Raw genomic sequence first — 17,406 nt, 5'->3', positions numbered from 1 at the left:
GCAGCCGCCCACTCTGTCCGCGGCAGCGGCTGGCGTTGCCGGCCGCCACAGCCGCTCCGCGACAAAGCGCGGCCAGCCCATCCGCAGGGCCACGCTTCGGTCAGGCAACCCGCCAGCAGGTAGAATGTCTGCTGGACTTCGCTCCGGGCCGGGCGGACTTTCCGCCCGCGGCCCGCCATCATCGACGAAAGTGAAACTGTGGCCACGACCAACGACATCAAGAACGGCACCGTGCTGAAGCTGGACGGCCAGCTGTGGAACGTCATTGAGTTCCAGCACGTGAAGCCGGGCAAGGGCGGCGCGTTCGTGCGCACCAAGATCAAGAATGTCGTCAGCGGCAAGATCCAGGACAAGACGTTCAACGCCGGCCTGAAGATCGAGACCGCCACGGTTGACCGCCGCGATTACACCTACCTGTACAAGGACGGCGACGACTTCGTCTTCATGGACGTGCAGGACTACGACCAGGTCACCGTTCCCGGCCCGGTGGTCGGTGACGACGAGAACTTCCTGCTGGAAAACATCAAGGTCAACATCGCCATGCACGACGGCATCCCGCTCTACATCGAGCTGCCCGCCTCCGTGGTCATGGAGATCACTTACACCGAGCCCGGCCTGCAGGGCGACCGTTCCACCGGCGGCACCAAGCCCGCCACGGTGGAGACCGGCTACCAGATCCAGGTTCCGCTGTTCCTGGAGACCGGCACCAAGGTCAAGGTCGACACCCGCACCGGCGACTACCTGGGACGAGTCAACGACTAGTGAGTGCTCCCACTTCTGCCCGCGGCAAAGCCCGCCGCAGGGCCGTCGACGTCCTCTTTGAAGCCGAACAGCGCGGCGTGTCCGCCGCCGAGGCGCTGGCCGGTCGGGGCAACACCGACCAGGTGATCAACCCTTATACCGCGCAGATCGTGGAGGGCGTCGCCGCGCTCCAACCGACCATCGACGAGTTCCTGTCCACATACGCCCAGGGCTGGACGCTGGAACGGATGCCCGCGGTGGACCGCATCATCCTGCGGGTCGGCTCCTGGGAACTGCTCTACAACGACGAAGTCCCCGACGGCGTAGCGGTCAGCGAGGCCGTGGAACTGGCCAAGACTCTGTCGACGGACGAGTCGCCGTCCTTCGTCAACGGCCTGCTGGGCCGGCTGCAGCAGCTCAAGCCCACCCTCCTGGCCTGACCCCGGCCCGCAGCCACCATCCCCACGCGCGACGGCGGGTGCCCCCCTTTGGCGGGCACCCGCCGTCTCCGCGTCCGGGCCGGATCGGGGACGGGGGGGGTGGGGGAACCCACAGCGGGTCGGTGAGCTTGCGCACATCGTCCGCGCATCGCCGTCGCACAGCCGTCACGAACGGCAGGAGCCGAGCCAGGCATGGTAATTTTGAGGGCGCAAGCAACCTTTAAATTCCGTCCAGTGAGGCGGGGAAGGAGGCGGCAACAGATGAACACGGACCACCCGGCGCAGCCGGCATCGTCGCGCGTTGTACTTGCCGAAGCGGACATCAACCGCGCATTGACCCGTATCGCCCACGAGATCCTCGAGGCGAACAAAGGCTCCCAGGACCTGGTCCTGCTGGGCATCCCGCGCCGCGGTTTTCCGCTGGCCCGGCGGCTGGCCGCCAAGATCGCCGCCACCGACCCCTCGGTCGCCGCCGACAAAATCATCGGCCAGCTTGACGTGACCATGTTCCGCGACGATCTGCGCCGGCATCCCACGCGTTCGCCGCTGCCCACCCAGCTGCCGGCCGACGGCATCGACGACAAGGTCGTGGTGCTGGTCGACGACGTGCTTTATTCCGGGCGCACCATCCGCGCCGCCTTGGACGCCCTGGTGGACCTGGGCCGGCCACGGATCGTGCGGCTGGCCGTGCTGGTGGACCGCGGGCACCGCGAGCTGCCGATCCGCGCCGACCACGTCGGCAAGAACCTTCCCACCTCCTCCAAGGAGAAGGTCCGGGTCCGGCTGGCCGAGACCGACACCAACAACGGCGCACCGGCGGCCGACGAAGTAGTGATCGAGGACGTCAGCGCATGAAACACCTGCTCTCCACCGCGGACCTGGCCAAGCAGGACGCGGTGCAGATCCTGGACACAGCCGAGGAGATGTCGGCGGTCTCCCAGCGCGAGGTCAAGAAACTGCCCGTGCTGCGCGGCCGCACCGTGGTCAACCTCTTCTTCGAGGACTCCACCCGCACCCGCATTTCCTTCGAAGCCGCCGCCAAGCGGCTCTCGGCCGACGTCATCAACTTCGCGGCCAAGGGATCCTCGGTCTCCAAGGGCGAATCGCTCAAGGACACGGCCCAGACCCTGGAGGCGATGGGCGCAGACGCCGTCGTCATCCGGCACTGGGCCTCCGGGGCACCGGCCCGGCTGGCCGGGTCGGGCTGGATCGACGCCGCCGTGGTGAACGCCGGCGACGGCACCCACGAACATCCCACCCAAGCGCTTCTGGACGCGTTCACGCTGCGGCGCACGTGGGCCAGGCTCTCCGGCACGGCCTCGGCCGGGAGCGACCTGGCCGGCATGAAGGTGGCCATCGTCGGGGACATCCTGCACTCCCGGGTGGCCCGCTCCAACCTCTGGCTGCTGCGCACCCTCGGCGCCGAGGTCACCATGGTCGCCCCGCCGACGCTGCTGCCGGTGGGCAGCCGCCAGTGGCCGTGCACGATCAGCTACGACCTGGACGCCACGCTGGCCGAGGGCACCGACGCCGTCATGATGCTGCGCGTGCAGGGGGAGCGGATGAACGCCGCCTACTTCCCGTCCACGCAGGAGTATTCGCGCCGCTGGGGGTTCGACGACCGCCGCCTGGCGGCGCTGGACGCCTCCGGCCGCGCCGGCACCATCATCATGCACCCCGGCCCGATGAACCGCGGGCTGGAAATTTCCTCGGCGGCAGCCGACTCGCCGCGGTCCACCGTGCTGGACCAGGTACGCAACGGGGTTGCCGTGCGGATGGCCGCGCTCTACCTGTTGCTCTCCGGCGGCACCGAATCCGCCGCACCCATCGCCGCCCAGGAGGCCAAGTGACCCAGTCCAGCGAAACCACCTACCTGATCCGCGGGGCTTCGCTGACCGGCGGGGAGCGTGCCGACCTGCTGGTCCGCGGCGGGAGAATCGCGGAGGCGGGCACCGGCCTGAGCGCGGCCGGCGCCGTCGACATCGATGCCGACGGGCTGATCGCGCTGCCGGGCATGGTGGACCTGCACACGCATCTGCGTGAGCCGGGCCGCGAGGATGCGGAGACGGTAGAGACCGGGACCCGCGCCGCGGCCCTGGGCGGCTTCACGGCCGTGCACGCGATGGCCAACTCGACGCCGGTCGCTGACACCGCCGGCGTGGTCGAGCAGGTGTACACGCTGGGCCGGACCGCCGGCTGGGCAGACGTCCGCCCGGTGGGCGCCGTGACCGTGGGCCTGGCCGGCGAACGGCTCGCCGAGCTCGGCGCGATGGCCGACTCCCGGGCCCGGGTCCGGGTCTTTTCCGACGACGGCATCTGCGTGTCGGACCCGGTGCTGATGCGCCGCGCGCTGGAGTACGTCAAGGCTTTCGACGGCGTGATCGCCCAGCACGCCCAGGAGCCGCGGCTGACCGACGGGGCACAGATGAACGAAGGCACCGTCTCGGCGGTGCTGGGCATGACCGGTTGGCCGGCCGTCGCCGAGGAGAGCATCATCGCCCGCGACGTGCTGCTGGCCCAGCACGTGGACTCCCGCCTGCACGTCTGCCACGTCTCCACGGCCGGATCGGTGGAGCTCATCCGCTGGGCCAAGGCCCGCGGGATCAAGGTCACCGCCGAGGTTACGCCGCACCACCTGTGGCTGACCGACGAACTGGTCCGCAGCTACGACCCGGTCTACAAGGTCAACCCGCCCCTGCGCACCGACGAGGACGTGCAGGCCCTGCGCGCCGGCCTGGCCGACGGCACCATCGACGTCATCGGCACCGACCACGCGCCGCACCCCTCCGAGGCGAAGGAGTGCGAGTGGGCGCAGGCGGCCATGGGCATGACCGGGCTGGAGACCGCGCTGTCCGTCGTGCAGCAGACCATGATCGAATCCGGCCTGATCGGCTGGGCCGACTTCGCCCGGATCACCTCCGCCATGCCGGCCCGGATCAGCCGGCTGGCCGGCCAGGGCCAGCCGCTGGCCGCCGGATCGGCCGCCAACATCACCCTGGTGGACCCGGCGGCCCGCTGGACGGTGGACCCCGCCGCCATGGCCACCAAGGGCAGGAACTCGCCGTTCGCCGGCCGGGAGCTGCCCGGCCGCGTGGTCGCCACGTTCCTCAACGGCCACCCCACGGTGCTGGAGGGCGCCCTGAACACCCCGGCACGCCCGGCAAGGGAGGCCTGAGATGAACCAGATGCAAGCGGGCCTGGTGATGCTCGCCGTCGCCGTCGTGCTCATGGTGCTGGTGGGCGTCGGCTGGCGCAACCGGGTCAAGCGGCAGCGGGACATCGCGCCGCTGCCGCAGGTCCCGGCGGACACCGCCAACCCGACCGGCTACTACGAAGGCATGTACGTGGTCACGACGACGGCGGGGGACTGGCTGGACCGCGTCGCCGTCCACGGCCTCGGCATCCGGACCAAGGCGGCGCTGCGGACCTATCCGCATGGCGTGCTGATTGAGCGGCCCGGCTCCACGGACCTCTACATTCCGGCCGAAAGCATCTCCGACGTCCGCACCGAGAGCGGCATGGTGGGCAAGTTCGTGGAGTCCGAGGGCCTGGCCGTGATCACGTGGAAGCTGGGGGAGCGCGAGGTCGACACGGCCTTCCGAACCCGGCAGGCCGCCGACAAACAACCGCTGCTGGCGCAGCTGCAGACATACCTACCCGCCGTACAGGAAGACTAGGACCTATCGTGAGCGCAGAAACAACTTTCCTCTCCGCACCGGCGCTGCTGGTGCTCGAAGACGGCCGGACCTTCCGCGGCCGCAGCTACGGCGCGCAGGGCACCGCGCTGGGCGAGGCGGTCTTTTCCACCGGCATGACCGGCTACCAGGAGACCCTCACCGACCCGTCCTACGCCCGCCAGCTGGTGGTGCAGACCGCACCCCACATCGGCAACACCGGCGTGAACGACGACGACGCGGAATCCCGCAGGATCTGGGTGGCCGGCTACGTGGTCCGCGACCCGGCCCGCCGGCCCTCCAACTGGCGCTCCGAGCGCAGCCTGGACGACGAACTGGTCAACCAGGGCATCGTGGGCATCCAGGGAGTGGACACCCGCGCCCTGACCCGCCACCTGCGCGAACGCGGCGCCATGAAGGCCGGCATCTTCTCCGGCGACGCGGCCGCCCGCCCCGCGGCGGAGCTGCTGGCCGAGGTCACCGCGCAGCCGGCGATGGAAGGCGCCCGGCTCGCCGAAGAGGTCAGCGTCACCGAGGCCTACACCGTCGACCCGGCCGACCACGGCTGGGACGGGGAGCCGCGGTTCACCGTCGCCGCCCTCGACCTGGGCATCAAGGCCATGACCCCCGTCCGGTTCGCCGAGCGCGGGATCCGCGTGCACGTGCTGCCCGCCACCGCCAGCTTCGAGGACATCCAAGCCGTGGCGCCCGACGGCATGTTCATGTCCAACGGCCCCGGCGACCCGGCCACGGCCGACCGCCAGGTGCTGCTGCTGCGCAAGGCGCTCGACGCCGGCCTGCCGTTCTTCGGCATCTGCTTCGGCAACCAGATCCTGGGCCGCGCCCTGGGCTTCGGCACCTACAAGCTGCGCTACGGCCACCGCGGCATCAACGTGCCGGTCATGGACCGGCGCACCGGAAAGGTCGAAATCACCTCGCAGAACCACGGCTTCGCCGTCGACGCCCCGCTGGACGGGCCCACGCTGGCCCCGGAAGAGCGCTTCGGCCGGGTCGAGGTCAGCCACGTCTGCCTCAACGACGACGTCGTCGAGGGCCTGAACTGCCTGGACATCCCCGCCTTCTCCGTCCAGTACCACCCCGAGGCGGCCGCCGGGCCGCACGATGCGGCGCCCCTGTTCGACCGCTTCACCGACCTGATGAACTCCCGCCGCAACCAGACCGGGACCGCTTCCGAGACCACGAAGGAAAGCAAGTAATGCCCAAGAGAGAAGATCTGAAGTCCGTCCTGGTCATCGGTTCCGGTCCCATCGTGATCGGACAGGCGGCCGAGTTCGACTATTCCGGCACGCAGGCGCTGCGGGTGCTGAAGGAGGAGGGCCTGCGGGTCATCCTGGTCAACTCGAATCCCGCCACGATCATGACGGACCCTGAGTTCGCCGACGCCACCTACGTGGAGCCGATCACCCCGGAGGTGGTCGAAAAGATCATCGCCAAGGAGCGCCCGGACGCCCTGCTGCCCACGCTGGGCGGCCAGACCGCCCTGAACACCGCGATCGCGCTGGACAAGAACGGCGTGCTGGACAAGTACAACGTGGAGCTGATCGGCGCCAACATCGCCGCCATCGAACTCGGCGAAGACCGGGAGAAGTTCAAGGGCGTGGTGGAGCGCTGCGGCGCCGAGTCCGCCAAGTCCGTGATCGTGCACTCGATGGACGAGGCCTTCGCCGCGGCCGAGGAACTGGGCTACCCGATGGTGGTGCGCCCGTCCTTCACCATGGGCGGCCTCGGCTCCGGGATGGCCTACAACGCGGACGACCTGCGCCGGATCGCCGGGGCCGGCATCCAGTACAGCCCCACCAGCGAGGTGCTGCTCGAAGAGAGCATCCTGGGCTGGAAGGAATACGAGCTCGAGATGATGCGCGACAAGAACGACAACGTCGTCGTCGTGTGCTCGATCGAAAACTTCGATCCGGTGGGCGTGCACACCGGCGACTCCATCACGGTCGCCCCCGCCATGACGCTGACCGACCGCGAGTTCCAGAAGCTGCGCGACATCTCCATCGCGGTGATCCGCGAAGTCGGCGTCGACACCGGCGGCTGCAACATCCAGTTCGCCATCGAACCGGACACCGGCCGCGTCGTCGTGATCGAAATGAACCCGCGCGTTTCCCGGTCCTCCGCGCTGGCCTCCAAGGCCACCGGTTTCGCGATCGCCAAGATCGCCACCAAGCTGTCGCTCGGGTACACGCTGGACGAGATCCCCAACGACATCACCCAGCAGACCCCGGCAGCCTTCGAACCGACGCTGGACTACGTCGTCGTCAAGGTTCCGCGTTTCGCGTTCGAGAAGTTCCCGGCCGCCGACCCGACGCTGACCACCACCATGAAGTCCGTCGGCGAGGCGATGGCCATCGGCCGCAACTTCACCGAGGCGCTGCAGAAGGCGCTGCGGTCGCTGGAGCAGAAGGGGTCGCAGCTCGAGTTCGACCCGGTCAACGACTATGACGTGCCCGAACTGCTGGCCAAGTCCAGGGTCGGGTCCACCGAACGGCTCTCGATGGTGCAGCGGGCGCTGCTCGGCGGTGCCACCGTCGAGCAGGTCTTCGAAGCCACCGCGATCGACCCGTGGTTCCTGGACCAGTTGCAGCTGATCAACGAAGTGGCCACCGAAATCCGCCGGGCGCCGGCGCTGACCGAGGACATCCTGCGGCTGGCCAAGCGGCACGGCTTCTCCGATGAACAGATCGGCAAGCTCAGCCACACCAGCGAGGCAGTGGTCCGCGGGGTCCGGCACGCGCTGGGCATCCGCCCGGTGTTCAAGACGGTGGACACCTGCGCCGCCGAATTCGCCGCCTACACCCCGTACCACTACTCGTCCTACGACGAGGAGGACGAGGTCGAGCTGCACGCGAAGCCGTCGGTGATCATCCTCGGCTCCGGCCCCAACCGGATCGGCCAGGGCATCGAGTTCGACTACTCCTGCGTCCACGCCACCATGGCGCTGCGCAAGGCCGGGCACGAGACGGTCATGATCAACTGCAACCCGGAGACCGTCTCCACCGACTACGACATCTCCAACCGCCTGTACTTCGAGCCGCTCACGCTCGAGGACGTGCTGGAGGTCATTGCCGCGGAGGAGCGCACCGGCGGCGTGCTCGGCGTGTTCGTGCAGCTGGGCGGCCAGACGCCGCTGAAGCTGGCGCAGGCGCTGGCCGACGCCGGCATCCCGATCCTCGGCACCTCGCCGGAGGCCATCGACCTGGCCGAGCACCGCGGCGCCTTCCAGCGGGTGCTGGATTCGGCCGGGCTGATAGCCCCGAAGAACGGCACCGCCGTTTCCTTCGAGGAGGCGAAGAAGATCGCCGACGAGATCGGCTACCCCGTGCTGGTCCGCCCGTCGTACGTGCTGGGCGGGCGCGGCATGGAGATCGTCTACGACGAGGCCAACCTGTCGCGCTACATCGCCAACGCCACCGAGATCACCCCGGACCATCCGGTGCTGGTGGACCGCTTCCTGGAAGACGCCATCGAGATCGACGTCGACGCCCTCTACGACGGCAAGGATCTCTACGTCGGCGGCATCATGGAGCACATCGAGGAGGCCGGCATCCACTCCGGGGACTCGGCGTGCGTGCTGCCGCCGATCACCCTGGGCGCCGACGTGCTGGAGCGGGTGCGCAAGGCCACCGCCGCCATCGCCGAGGGCGTGGGGGTGCGCGGCCTGATCAACATCCAGTTCGCGCTGGCCGCCGACGTGCTCTATGTGATCGAGGCCAACCCGCGCGCTTCCCGCACCGTCCCGTTCGTGTCCAAGGCCACCGGCGTGCAGCTGGCCAAGGCCGCGGCGCTGATCGGCACCGGCGTGGACATCGACATGCTGCGCAGCGTCTACAAGGTGCTGCCGGAGACCGGCGACGGTTCCCGGCTGCCGCTGGAGGCACCGGTGGCGGTGAAGGAAGCGGTGCTGCCGTTCAGCCGGTTCCGCACGCCGGAGGGCACCGTGGTCGACTCGCTGCTCGGCCCGGAAATGCGTTCCACCGGCGAGGTCATGGGCATCGACAAGTACTTCGACACGGCGTTCGCCAAGAGCCAGGCCGCGGCCGGCAGCGCCCTGCCCACGTCCGGCAAGGTGTTCGTCTCGGTGGCCAACCGCGACAAGCGCTCCATCATCATGCCGGTGAAGCTGCTGGTGGACCTGGGCTTCGAGATCCTCTCGACCGGCGGCACGGCCGAGGTCCTGCGCCGCAACGGCATCCAGTCCACCACGGTGCGGAAGGTCGCCGAGGGACGGTCCGACGACGGCGAGGGCACCATCGTCGACCTGATCACCGAGGGCCAGATCGGACTCGTCCTCAACACCCCCTCCGGCGGCCAGGCCCGCGGTGACGGCTACGAGATCCGCGCGGCGGCGACGTCGGTGGGCACGCCGATCATCACCACGGTGTCCGAGTTCGGCGCCGCCATCCAGGCCATCGAAGCGATGCGCCAGTACGAGTGGGATGTCACCAGCCTGCAGGAGCACGCCGAGAACCTGAAGGCCGCCTTCCATGCCTGAGCCGCACGCCCGGCCGCAGCCCGCCACCTTCGGGCAGCGGCTGCGGGCGGCGATGGAGGCCCGCGGGCCCCTGTGTGTGGGGATCGACCCGCACCCGTCGCTGCTCTCCGCCTGGGGACTGAACGACGACGCCGGAGGGCTGGAACGCTTCTCCCTCACCGTGCTGGACGCGGTGGGGGAGCAGGCTGCCGCCCTCAAGCCCCAGGTTGCGCTGTACGAACGGCACGGTTCGGCCGGCGTGGCTGTACTGGAGAAGCTGCTGGCGGCCGCGGGCCAGGCCGGTGCCCTGACCATTGCCGACGCCAAGCGCGGCGACATCGGCTCCACCATGGCCGCCTACGCGGACGCGTGGCTGCGGGACGGTTCGCCGCTGGCGGCCGACGCCGTGACGCTCAGTCCCTACCTCGGGTACGAATCCCTGCGGCCGGCGCTGGACCTGGCGGCGGCAACCGGCCGCGGGGTGTTCGTGCTGGCGTTGACCTCCAACCCGGAGGGCGCCAGCGTGCAGCACGTCGGCGGCGCGGAGTCCGTGGCCGCCCGGATCGCGGAAGCCGCGGCGGCCGACAACGCGGAGGCCGGCCGGGCCGGGGAGCTGGGCTCCGTCGGCCTGGTGGTCGGCGCCACGGTCCGGGCCGAGGTGATGGAACGGCTCGGGGTGGACCTGGCCTCGGTCAACGGGCCGCTGCTGGCCCCTGGGCTGGGCGCCCAGGGCGCCACCGGGGCGGACATCGCGGCGGCCTTCGGCTCCGCCGTCGGGAATGTCCTGGCTACCTCCAGCCGGGACATCCTCCAGGCGGGCCCGGACGCCGCCGCCCTGCGCGCCGCCGCGGACCGCACCCTGGCCGGTCTGGCGGGCCTCGTGGGCTGAGTAGCGCGTCTGGGCGGCTGCCCCGTGCACACCTCCTGCGCCGGGCAGCCGACCCTCAGCCGCGGCGTTGCCGTTCTGGTAAGTTCAATTCATGCCCAATATGCCCGCCCGGCATCTTGTCCGACGGGCCGGATTGTCTGGAGGAGCTGTGGGTCTTCGACCGCTGACGGAGAGCGAACGCACCACCGCACGGCTAAAAGCGACGGCCGCCCGGGTCGAACGTGCAGAGATCAAGGCCAAAGTGAAATCCGGCGCCATGACCGTCGCCGAGGTGATCGAGGCCGCCGCTTCGATGGAATCGGTCGGCCGGCTGCGCGTGGCCGAACTGCTCGAATCGTTGCCGGGCATCGGACCGGTCCGCGCCGCCGCCATCATGGAGACAGTCCGCATTGCGCCCAGCCGCCGGCTGCGCGGGCTCGGCATCCACCAGCGGCGAGCCCTGATAGACCACTTGGAATCCCAGTAACAGATGGAAGATATGTCCGACAAACCCCGCCTGACCGTTCTCGCCGGCCCAACGGCCGTCGGCAAGGGCACCGTTTCGACCTATATCCGCGACAACTACCCCGACGTCTGGCTGTCGGTCTCGGCCACCACCCGCGAACCGCGGCCCGGCGAGCAGGACGGCGTCCACTACTTTTTCGTCGGCCCCGAAGAGTTCGAACGCCTGGTGGCGGCCGGCGAGATGCTGGAATGGGCCCTGGTGCACGGCCGGAACCGCTACGGCACGCTGCGGCGCACCGTGGACGAGGCCATGGCAGACGGAAAGTCCGTGCTCTTGGAGATCGACCTGCAGGGCGCCCGGCAGGTCAAGCAGTCCATGCCCGATGCCACGTTCGTGTTTCTGGCCCCGCCCAGCTGGGAGGAAATGGTCCGCCGGCTGGTGGGACGCGGCACCGAAACACCCGAGGAACAGCAGCGCCGGCTGGAAACCGCTAAACTGGAACTTGCTGCCGAGCCCGAGTTCGATTTCACCGTCGTTAACGACGATGTCAAGCGGGCGGCAGACGAGCTCGTTTCATTGATGGGACTTGTTCCGCACCCGCGCTGAGCGGGCCCCGAAGAACACGTCCCGGAACCCATTGGAGATTTTGTGTCGACCAACCTCGAAGGCATCATCAACCCGCCGATCGACTCCCTGCTGGAAGCAACGGATTCGAAGTACGCGCTGGTTATTTACGGTGCCAAGCGTGCCCGCCAGATCAACGCCTACTACTCGCAGCTGCACGAAGGCCTGTTCGAGTATGTCGGCCCGCTGGTGGACACCAAGCTGAACGAGAAGCCGCTGTCCATCGCGCTGCGCGAAATCAACGAGGGCCTGCTGGTCAGCAAGCCCGTCGAAAAGGCCGCAGAGTAACCAGCGTCTAACACCGGGGCAGGCATGCGGATCATTCTGGGCGTGGGCGGCGGGATCGCCGCCTACAAGTCGGCATCCCTGCTTCGGTTGTTTAAGGAAGCAGGCCACGAGGTGACGGTCATGCCGACCGACGCCGCCGAGAATTTCGTTGGCCGCGCCACCTGGGAGGCCCTCTCCGGCAACCCGGTGAGCAACAGCGTCTTCGACGCCGTCGAGTCGGTCAACCACGTCCGCCTCGGCCAGGAAGCCGACCTCGTGGTGGTGTGCCCGGCGACAGCGGACCTGTTGGCGCGCGCCGCCGCCGGCCTGGCCGGCGACCTGCTCACCAACACCCTGCTGGTGGCCACCGCGCCTGTGGTCTTTGTGCCGGCCATGCACACCGAAATGTGGCAGCACCCGGCCACCGCGGCGAACGTGGCCACGCTGCGCAGCCGCGGCACCACTGTGATGGAACCGGCGGTCGGCCGCCTGACCGGCAAGGACACCGGCCCCGGCCGGCTGCCCGAGCCGGCGGACATCTACGACTTCATTACCGCCGCCCTCGCAGACGGGACTTTACAACCGGGGACGACGGCGGAGCCCGGCTGGCCGGCGGAATCGTCCGCGCCCGTCCTCGCGGCTCCGGAACCCGGTCCGCTGGCCGGCAAGCGGGTGCTGGTCACCGCCGGCGGCACCCGCGAACCGCTGGACCCGGTGCGCTTCCTGGGCAACCGGTCCTCCGGCAAGCAGGGCGTGGCGCTGGCCCGCGCCGCTGCTGCCGCGGGAGCGGAGGTCGAACTGATCGCCGCGCACATCGAAGTTGCCATCCCGGATGGGATCAAGTCCAGCTCGGTGGAAACCGCCCTGGACCTGCGCGAGGCGACGCTCGAAGCGGCGGCACGCTCCGACGTCGTCATCATGGCAGCCGCCGTGGCGGATTTCCGGCCGGCGGAAGTGACCGACACCAAGATCAAGAAGCGCGACGACGCCGACGACCCCGTGATCACGCTGGTGCGGAACCCGGACATCCTGGTGGAGGTCGTGCAGCAGCGCGGCTCCGGCGATGCGCCGTTGATCATCGGTTTCGCGGCGGAGACCGGCGACGACCGCGGCGACGTGCTCGACTACGCGCGCAGCAAGCTCGAGCGCAAGGGCTGCGACCTGCTGGTGCTCAACCGGGTGGGCCGCGACCTGGTGTTCGGCCAGGATGACACCGAGATCACGCTGCTGGCTCGCGGCGGCGTCGAACCGCAGACCCACCGCGGCAGCAAAGACAGTGCGGCGGCCGTGGTCATCGAGCGCATCACCGCCGAACTCTCCCGCTGACACTGCGCGCGGGCGCTTCCGGCCGGCCGCGGGAACCGGCCCGCCCGTGACCCCCTGTGTACTACCGTTTCGCTCCATGACCCGGCCTTTCGAGGCCGCCTCAACCGTTCCGTGGCGGTCCCCGCCAGCAAGTAAGGTATGTCTGTGACTTCTTCTGACAGCAATCTGCGGCTCTTCACGTCCGAGTCCGTGACCGAAGGCCATCCGGACAAGATCTGTGACCAGATTTCCGACGCCATCCTCGACGCGCTGCTGCGCGAGGACCCCGAGTCGCGGGTAGCCGTAGAGACGCTGACGACGACCGGCCTGGTACACGTGGCCGGCGAGGTCACCACGAAGGGCTATGTGGAGATCCCGCAGATTGTCCGCGACACCATCCTGGAGATCGGCTACAACTCCTCGGACAAGGGGTTTGACGGCGAGCGTTGCGGCGTGTCGGTTTCGATCGGCCAGCAGTCGCCGGAGATTGCCTCCGGGGTCTTTAACTCGTTCGAAACCCGCGAGGGGACCGGCATCGACGCGCGCGATGCCCAGGGTGCCGGTGACCAGGGCATCATGTTCGGCTATGCCAGCGACGAGACCGACGTCTTGATGCCCGCACCGATCTGGCTCGCGCACCGGCTGTCGGAGCGTCTGACCGAGGTGCGGAAGGACGGGACGCTGCCGTATCTGCGGCCCGACGGCAAGACGCAGGTGACCATCGGTTATGACGGCGACAAGCCGGTGTCCGTTAACTCGGTCGTGATTTCCAGCCAGCATGAAGGCGGCGTGGACCTGGACCACCTGCGTGCGGACCTCGCCTCGCGCGTGATTGAGCCGGTGCTGGCGGCCAGCTCCCTGGACGCCACGAACGTGCGCTACATCCTCAATCCGGGCGGCGACTTCGTGATCGGCGGGCCGGTGGGCGACGCCGGGCTGACCGGACGCAAAATCATCGTGGATACCTACGGCGGCATGGCCCGTCACGGCGGCGGCGCATTTTCCGGCAAGGATCCGTCCAAGGTGGACCGTTCCGCCGCCTACGCCATGCGCTGGGTGGCCAAGAACGTGGTGGCCGCGGGGCTCGCCCGGCGCGCCGAGATCCAGATCGCATACGCCATCGGCATGGCGCGGCCCGTCGGCATCTACGTCGAAACCTTCGGAACCGAGACGGTTGACCCGGCGCGTATCGCCCAGGCGATCGAGGAAGTTTTCGACCTGCGTCCGCTGGGCATCATCGACGACCTGCAGCTCAAGCGGCCCATCTACAAGCAGACCGCGGCGCACGGCCATTTCGGCCGTGAACATCCCGACTTCACATGGGAGCGGACCGACCGGGCCGACGCGCTGCGCAGCTACTTCAACGCCTGAGCCTGATGGGCTCTGATCCGCACCAGCTGAGCCTGCTTCAGGGCTTCGGTGCCCCCAAGCAGGCGCCGGGCACCGTACCGGCGGCCGCAACCAACCCGGTGGCGCAGGTGCTGATCGAAACGTCGCTGCCACATCTGGACCGGATCTTCGACTATCTGGTGCCGGAGAATTTGGACGCCGACGCTGTTCCCGGCGCGCGGGTCAAGGCCCGTTTCGGCGGCCAGGACATGAGCGGGTACATCACCCGCCGCACGTCTGAGGTGCCGGAAGGGGTCAAACTGGCCCCGTTGGCCAAAGTGGTGTCCGCGCAGCCGGTGTTGACCGAGGAGCTGCTCCAGCTGGCAACCTCCGTGGCCGAGCGCTATGCCGGAAACGTCAGCGACGTACTGCGCGCCGCCATCCCGCCCCGCGTGGCCAAAGTGGACAAGGAATTCGCCGCCCGCGAGGAGGGCCAGGCGGCTGATCCGGCGCCTTTGGCTGACCCCGCACCTCCGGCTGACGCGGCAGCTCCGGCTGGCACTGCGCCTCCGGTTACCACCGCGCCTTCGGTTACCACCGCGCCTTCGGTTACCTCTGCCATCTCTGCCGCCGTGCTTACGGCTACCGCGCCGGCTCCGGATGGCGCGGAGCAAGCCTTCGCCGGTTATGACGGCGCCGGTGAGTTTCTGGCCCGGCTGGCGTCAGGTGCCGCCCCGCGTGCCGTGTTAGCCAGCCACAAGTCCTTCGGCCCTGCTTCATGGACAGCCCAAGTAGCCCACGCCGTGGCAAGCGTCCGGCAGAGCGGCCGCGGCGCCGTCGTCGTTGTCCCGGACGCGAAGGACCTGGCACGGCTGGAAGCCGAACTGGAGCGCGTCCTCGGCCCGGACCAGTATGTCCGCCTCACTGCCGAGGACGGGCCGACGCCGCGCTACCGGAACTACCTGCGGTTGCTGCATGGTGAGGTCTCGGTGGCCGTGGGGACGCGCTCGGCCGCCTTCGCTCCGGTGCAGGATCTGGGACTGGTGGCCATGTGGGACGACGGCGATGACCTGTTGCTGGAGCAGCGTTCCCCGTACCAGCATGCGCGCGAGGTGTTGTTGCTGCGCACGGCACAGGCCGGTTGCGCGGCCCTTTTCGCCGGTGTCTCGCGCAGCGGCGAAACACAGCGGCTGGTTGAGAGCGGCTGGGCGTCGGAGCTCACACCTGCCCGGCCGTTCCTGCGCCAGGCGACTCCGCGCATCCTCAACACCGCAGATTCGTTCCAACAAGAACGCGATCCCATGCTCCGCCATGCCCGCCTGCCGCATGCCGCGTGGCTTGCCGCCAAGGAAGGCCTGGAGCGCGGCCCGGTGCTGGTCCAGGTGGCACGGACCGGCTTTTCACCTGCCCTTGCCTGCCAGGACTGCCGCACGCCTGCCAGATGCACCGACTGTAACGGGCCGCTGGCGCAGCCGGGCCGGGCCGCGGCGCCGGCTTGCCGGTGGTGCGGCCGATTGGCCACGAACTACTCCTGCCCCGAATGCGGGTCCCACAGGCTCCGTGCCTCTGCGGTCGGTGCCCTGCGCACGGCGGAGGAACTGGGACGTGCGTTCCCGGGGGCGACGGTCGTGTCTTCTTCGGGGGAACACATCAAGTCTGTGGTCGAGTCGCGGAAAGCCCTGGTGGTCGCAACACCGGGAGCCGAGCCGGTGGCACCCGATGGGTACGCGGCGGCGTTGCTGCTGGATGGCAACGCCATGCTTAGCCGCGAGTCTCTGCGTACCCCCGAAGACGTGCTGCGTCGGTGGTTCCGCGCCGCGTCGCTGGTGCAGCCGTCGTCCGAAGGGGGGCTGGTGGTAGTCACCGCCGATCAGGACGCGGTTGTGGCGCCCTTGGTTCGGTGGGACCCCACCGGTGCCGCAGCCCGGGAAATGCAGTTGCGGCGTGAGCTTCAGCTACCTCCTGCCGTCAGGATCGCCGCCCTGACCGGGAAGCCCTCAGGCATTGAAGCCTTTATGGCGGACTTTGAGCTCAGCGGCAGCCTTCGCAGCGTCGGACCCGTCGAACTGCCGGCCCGAGCGGGGGAGAGCAGCGAGCACCGCCTGTTGCTGTTCTTCAGCTATCAGGACGGACCCCGCGTGACTGCCGCGCTCCGTCACCGCAAGGCGGCGCTGTCCGCCAAGCGCGTCCCCGACCCGGTGCAGGTGCGCTGCGACGGGACCGACCTGCTGTAACCTTCGGGGCGCGCGGTGCGGCGCCGGCTCGGGACGCAGGGGCGGCGCCGGGCCGGGAAGCAGGGGCTGCCTCTGCATCCGGCGGCGGCGTTCCTGGTAGTGGTGGCGGGGTGGAGGTGTAGGTGTGTCCGGTGGGCGTGGTGGTCTCCACCGCGTTGTGTGGTCCGTCAATAGGGCGGCTGGTCCAGCCTTCGGCTTCCTTGGACTGGTTGCATTGTTCGCACAGTCCCTGGCCGTTGGCCATGGTGGTTTTGCCGCCGTGTGACCAGGGCACGATGTGGTCGATGTGCCGGATCGGGGCGTCGCACCAGGGCCTGCCGCAGACCCCGTCGCGGGCGTGGATCATCCGGCGCATCCCGTCGGGGAACTTCCGTGCGGCCGAGTCCATCCCCAACAGCTGCCCGGTCCCCGGGCTGGTGTAGAGGCGGCGGACCCAGATGTCCTCCACGCTGGCCTGTTTCAACACCTGGTTGCGTTGGGCCTGCTCGCGGGCGGTCTTCCACCCCGGTTCGGTCCCGGCCGGCGGCGCCTTCTGCCCGGTCCCGCCGGGCGGGCTGCCGTCGGTGGTGGTGGTTGCCGGTTGTGCCGGTGCCGGCGGTGCTGGGAGACGGGTGAGGTTGCGGGCGTAGCGGGCCGGGACGATGCCGTGCCCGGTCAGCCAGGCCGGTTCGTTCTGGCCGTGGAGCAGGGCGCGGTCGGTCATCACCAGCTGGATTTCCAGCCGGGCCGGGTTGGCGGTGCTGCGCCCGGTGACGCGTTCGAACACGGTATCGGCCATCAGCTGGCCCCGCGAGCGGGGGTCGCCCATGCTGCGCAGCCGGTCCGCTTCCCGGTGCAGGGCGGCCATCACCGCGACCCCCTGGACGACCGGCAGCAGGGTCCGGACCGAGACCATGGTGTCGGGCTCGGGCCGGGAGGACACATGCCGGTCCGCTTCGGCCTTCGCCGCCCGCTCCACCACCG

16 protein-coding genes are annotated in these 17,406 nt (G+C 69.3%); 15 read left to right on the top strand and 1 reads right to left on the bottom strand.

The genetic code is table 11. From position 1 onward, the window contains the following. Positions 1–198 precede the first annotated feature (198 nt). From efp to AC5RUP_RS16190, 15 genes are all read left to right on the top strand, one after another. Entirely contained in the window at positions 199–762 is a 564-nt protein-coding gene (gene efp, locus AC5RUP_RS16260) for an elongation factor P (protein WP_493977527.1), read from the top strand. After that, a complete protein-coding gene (gene nusB, locus AC5RUP_RS16255; protein WP_494154605.1) occupies positions 762–1,181 on the top strand; it encodes a transcription antitermination factor NusB in 420 nt (139 codons plus the stop codon). The genes efp and nusB overlap by 1 nt, the downstream gene beginning before the upstream one ends. Positions 1,182–1,442: 261 nt before the next feature. After that, positions 1,443–2,036, top strand: a complete 594-nt coding sequence (pyrR, locus tag AC5RUP_RS16250) for a bifunctional pyr operon transcriptional regulator/uracil phosphoribosyltransferase PyrR (RefSeq protein WP_494154604.1) — start codon at positions 1,443–1,445, stop codon at positions 2,034–2,036. Continuing rightward, positions 2,033–3,031 carry an aspartate carbamoyltransferase catalytic subunit gene (locus AC5RUP_RS16245; RefSeq protein ID WP_494154603.1) on the top strand — a complete coding sequence of 333 codons (999 nt, stop codon included), beginning with the start codon at positions 2,033–2,035 and terminating at the stop codon, positions 3,029–3,031. Before pyrR ends, AC5RUP_RS16245 begins: the two co-directional genes overlap by 4 nt. Then, positions 3,028–4,356: a dihydroorotase gene (locus AC5RUP_RS16240; protein ID WP_494158759.1), complete on the top strand. Its 1,329-nt coding sequence runs from the start codon at positions 3,028–3,030 to the stop codon at positions 4,354–4,356. The genes AC5RUP_RS16245 and AC5RUP_RS16240 overlap by 4 nt, the downstream gene beginning before the upstream one ends. Before the next feature lies 1 nt (position 4,357). Continuing rightward, complete coding sequence (locus AC5RUP_RS16235) at positions 4,358–4,858, top strand: PH-like domain-containing protein (RefSeq protein ID WP_494149093.1); 501 nt, start codon at positions 4,358–4,360, stop codon at positions 4,856–4,858. An 8-nt stretch (positions 4,859–4,866) separates the two neighbouring features. After that, the gene (gene carA / locus AC5RUP_RS16230) at positions 4,867–6,072 is read left to right on the top strand and encodes a glutamine-hydrolyzing carbamoyl-phosphate synthase small subunit (protein ID WP_494158758.1); all 1,206 of its coding nucleotides are present in this window, start codon (positions 4,867–4,869) and stop codon (positions 6,070–6,072) included. After that, positions 6,072–9,371 (top strand): carbamoyl-phosphate synthase large subunit, encoded by a 3,300-nt coding sequence (gene carB, locus AC5RUP_RS16225; protein WP_494154675.1) that lies wholly within the window; start codon positions 6,072–6,074, stop codon positions 9,369–9,371. Before carA ends, carB begins: the two co-directional genes overlap by 1 nt. After that, positions 9,364–10,239 (top strand): orotidine-5'-phosphate decarboxylase, encoded by an 876-nt coding sequence (gene pyrF, locus AC5RUP_RS16220; RefSeq protein ID WP_494158757.1) that lies wholly within the window; start codon positions 9,364–9,366, stop codon positions 10,237–10,239. Before carB ends, pyrF begins: the two co-directional genes overlap by 8 nt. Before the next feature lie 148 nt (positions 10,240–10,387). Further along, on the top strand, positions 10,388–10,705 hold the full coding sequence (gene mihF, locus AC5RUP_RS16215; protein ID WP_494067905.1) for an integration host factor, actinobacterial type: 318 nt from the start codon (positions 10,388–10,390) through the stop codon (positions 10,703–10,705). Positions 10,706–10,717: 12 nt separating this feature from the next. Next, positions 10,718–11,290, top strand: a complete 573-nt coding sequence (gmk, locus tag AC5RUP_RS16210) for a guanylate kinase (RefSeq protein WP_494067904.1) — start codon at positions 10,718–10,720, stop codon at positions 11,288–11,290. 42 nt (positions 11,291–11,332) lie between these two features. Beyond that, the gene (rpoZ, locus tag AC5RUP_RS16205; RefSeq protein WP_493977538.1) at positions 11,333–11,596 is read left to right on the top strand and encodes a DNA-directed RNA polymerase subunit omega; all 264 of its coding nucleotides are present in this window, start codon (positions 11,333–11,335) and stop codon (positions 11,594–11,596) included. 24 nt (positions 11,597–11,620) lie between these two features. Beyond that, on the top strand, positions 11,621–12,901 hold the full coding sequence (locus AC5RUP_RS16200; protein ID WP_494158756.1) for a bifunctional phosphopantothenoylcysteine decarboxylase/phosphopantothenate synthase: 1,281 nt from the start codon (positions 11,621–11,623) through the stop codon (positions 12,899–12,901). A 144-nt stretch (positions 12,902–13,045) separates the two neighbouring features. Then, a complete protein-coding gene (gene metK / locus AC5RUP_RS16195) occupies positions 13,046–14,251 on the top strand; it encodes a methionine adenosyltransferase (RefSeq protein WP_494023035.1) in 1,206 nt (401 codons plus the stop codon). Between the two features lie 5 nt (positions 14,252–14,256). Further along, a complete protein-coding gene (locus AC5RUP_RS16190) occupies positions 14,257–16,443 on the top strand; it encodes a primosomal protein N' (RefSeq protein ID WP_494154703.1) in 2,187 nt (728 codons plus the stop codon). Here the strand turns inward: AC5RUP_RS16190 and AC5RUP_RS16185 are convergent. Then, positions 16,325–17,406: HNH endonuclease (locus AC5RUP_RS16185; protein ID WP_494158755.1), on the bottom strand; the 1,082-nt coding region annotated here is incomplete at its 5' end. The genes AC5RUP_RS16190 and AC5RUP_RS16185 overlap by 119 nt on opposite strands.

Source organism: Arthrobacter sp. Y3223151 (assembly GCF_059091125.1).
The sequence above is the reverse complement of the archived record's forward strand: the minus strand, read 5'-3'. Positions and strand labels throughout refer to the sequence as shown.

Bases quoted from the DNA above. Each gene is read 5' to 3' on its own strand.
- AC5RUP_RS16245 (WP_494154603.1), top strand. From the start codon at position 2,033: ATGAAACACCTGCTCTCCACCGCGGACCTGGCCAAGCAGGACGCGGTG.
- pyrF (WP_494158757.1), top strand. From the start codon at position 9,364: ATGCCTGAGCCGCACGCCCGGCCGCAGCCCGCCACCTTCGGGCAGCGG.
- AC5RUP_RS16190 (WP_494154703.1), top strand. From the start codon at position 14,257: ATGGGCTCTGATCCGCACCAGCTGAGCCTGCTTCAGGGCTTCGGTGCC.
- carB (WP_494154675.1), top strand. From the start codon at position 6,072: ATGCCCAAGAGAGAAGATCTGAAGTCCGTCCTGGTCATCGGTTCCGGT.
- pyrR (WP_494154604.1), top strand. From the start codon at position 1,443: ATGAACACGGACCACCCGGCGCAGCCGGCATCGTCGCGCGTTGTACTT.
- AC5RUP_RS16200 (WP_494158756.1), top strand. From the start codon at position 11,621: ATGCGGATCATTCTGGGCGTGGGCGGCGGGATCGCCGCCTACAAGTCG.
- gmk (WP_494067904.1), top strand. From the start codon at position 10,718: ATGTCCGACAAACCCCGCCTGACCGTTCTCGCCGGCCCAACGGCCGTC.
- AC5RUP_RS16235 (WP_494149093.1), top strand. From the start codon at position 4,358: ATGAACCAGATGCAAGCGGGCCTGGTGATGCTCGCCGTCGCCGTCGTG.